This is a genomic window from Cupriavidus sp. WS (assembly GCF_000395345.1).
Lineage (GTDB): Bacteria > Pseudomonadota > Gammaproteobacteria > Burkholderiales > Burkholderiaceae > Cupriavidus > Cupriavidus basilensis_B.
This window is the reverse complement of sequence record NZ_AQPL01000676.1, coordinates 1-2,192: the sequence shown is the minus strand read 5'-3', so window position 1 is coordinate 2,192 and position 2,192 is coordinate 1. Positions and strand designations below refer to the sequence as shown.

3 protein-coding genes and 1 pseudogene are annotated in these 2,192 nt (G+C 69.6%); all 4 read right to left on the bottom strand.

Annotated elements, in window-relative coordinates:
- Window positions 1-533 (bottom strand): transglycosylase SLT domain-containing protein (locus K206_RS0136435; protein ID WP_020207140.1); only part of this gene is annotated, 533 nt, incomplete at its 3' end.
- The gene (locus tag K206_RS0136430; RefSeq protein WP_003290214.1) at window positions 515-1,234 is read right to left on the bottom strand and encodes a TIGR03759 family integrating conjugative element protein; all 720 of its coding nucleotides are present in this window, start codon (window positions 1,232-1,234) and stop codon (window positions 515-517) included. The genes K206_RS0136430 and K206_RS0136435, both read right to left, overlap by 19 nt.
- Window positions 1,235-1,248: 14 nt before the next feature.
- Complete coding sequence (locus K206_RS0136425) at window positions 1,249-1,899, bottom strand: hypothetical protein (protein WP_011489300.1); 651 nt, start codon at window positions 1,897-1,899, stop codon at window positions 1,249-1,251.
- A pseudogene (locus K206_RS0136420) lies at window positions 1,896-2,192 on the bottom strand (integrating conjugative element protein pill, pfgi-1); the annotation flags it as partial. The pseudogene K206_RS0136420 and the gene K206_RS0136425, both read right to left, overlap by 4 nt.

Sequence of the window (2,192 nt, the reverse complement as noted above, 5' to 3'; positions counted from 1 at the left end):
ACGCGCGCGAGGTGGCGGGACACGCTGCGGCGATAGCGGGCAGCGGGCTCACCGCCCGCCGGACGGTGGTAGCGGCCGATCGCCAGCAACCAGTCCTCACCGGCGGTGTGCTGCTCCTTCAGAATCTCGGCAGCGATGGCGAGGTTGCGGTACGGGTCGAGCAAGTCGCACGCGCTGGCGTAACGCTGCTGTTGGTAGCCGAGGTTGATCTGACCCAGGCCCACGTCGATGCGCGTGTGCGGCGTGGAGCGCATCGCCTGCTGCAAACCGGCGCAGGCGTCGGCGCGGGTCGCGTAGCGGCGCGACTGGCCGGCGACGTTGAGGGACCAAGGCCACGGGACGATGCGTCCGTTACGCCGGATGCCGCTCTCCTGCAAGGCCACGGCGTAGAGCACCGCCGAGGGAATGCCCGCGCGCTGGGCGGCAAGCTGGTAGGCCGGTGGTGGAATTTCCTGGGCCCGGGCGGCGCAGACGCAGAGGCCAGCAGCGAGCACCAGTGCGCGCAACGGCGCCGTCAGGGTTGGCGCTGCCATTGGCCGTTCACCTCGCGCACGACCGCTGGGAGATCGCCGGGCAGGCCCAGCGACAGCCAGCGGCCGCCGTCATGGTTGAGCGTGATGCTGCCGCTGCGCACCCGTGCCGGGTCGATCTGCGCGCGCTTGGCCCAGTCGCGGATGCGCGCGTCGTCCTGGCGGCTGCCGACCATGTACAGGTCGAACTCAGTACCCGAGGATTGCAGGCGCTGCACGAGTTGCCCGCAGGCCACGCAGCCGTCCTTGACGAACACCGCCATACGGCCGCTGCTGCGCACTGCGCCGGGCTTGTCGTCAGGCAGGTTCACCCGTTGCATGCCGGGGTTCAGGCGCTGCCAGGCATCGTCGTAGGCGCGCTGGTAGGCGAGCAATTTCTCGACGCGGCGTGCTTCGACCTGCACCTGCAGTTCTGCGTAGCGCCGCCGTTCTTCATCGGTGCGGGCCTCGATGCCCAGCGCGGACAGCGGGTCCAGGTTGGGCGAGTAGATGCCCAATGGCCCGTCCATCAGCTCACGATAGCGCGCCCATTCCTGCGGTTGCAGGCCCCACTCACTTGCTACCTGGTCGTTCGGGGTTCGGGCGACCAGCGGACGCTCCTGGCTCTGCGCATTGCGGGCCGGGGCGGCGGACGGCTGCTGCGCCCAGGCGGGCAACTGGGTGGATGCCAACAGGAACGCGGAAAGGACGATCGACGGCTTCATGCGGTGTGCTCCGGTCAGGGAATCGCCACGCGACGGGTCTGGTCGCCGGACTGGAACACGGCGGTGTTTCCCTCGACCGCCTGCAAGCGCCACGGGCCGAGCGCATCACCTGGCAGCAGCACCTGAAGCTGGTCGGGCGTGAAGTCCGCGCTGCTCGGCGCGACGGATACGCTGCGCTGGCCAGCGCGCAATTCGGCGCCGACGACGCGGAACGGCATCGGCGGCGGTTCGGGCTTGGCGGCGGCCTTGCCCGATGCGCGCGGTCGTGCGGGTGCTGCGGCGCGCGGAGCGGGCGCAGCGGTCTGGCGCGCCTTGATCTGCTCAACTTCCACGCGCAGCGCCTGAAGGTCGTCGGCAGCGGCATAGCTGCTGAGCGTTTTCTCAACCTGGGCAGCGCGTGCTTCCAGGATTTGTCGGGTGTCTTTGAGGTCTGCCGCCGTTGCGACGGCCGGACGCTGCTGGATGGCCTCGATGGTCTCGGCCAGGCCCGCCGCCTGCGCTTCCAGGCGTTGCAGGCGGGAAGCGAGCTGTTCCTGGTCGGCCTGGTCGTTCATGGTCTGGTAGCCCAAGGCTACGAAGATGCTGAGGCCGATCAGCCAGAGCCACATAAGGCTCTGCACCACCACCGCAGCGGCCGGGCGCCGGGCAGACTGCGGGGCGGTCATGGCTGGCCTCCCGAAACAGAAGGCTCCAGCGGGAACGTCTGCACCGCCTCGGCGGCGGGTGACTCGGATGCGGGTTCGATGGCCGCGCTGTCGGCAGGCCGTTCGAAGCAAATCTGCCGTGCGCGATCATCCACGTGCAGTTCCCAGGCGGGGCCAGCCAGTGTGAGCAGCGCATCGCGCAAGGTCATGGGGCCGAGGTGCAAGTGCGCCGCCGGCAGCGGCAGCGCGTACAGCTCGATCACCGCGTGCGCCGTCTGGCATAGGCTGTAACCGCTGCGCTTGAGCACATGCCG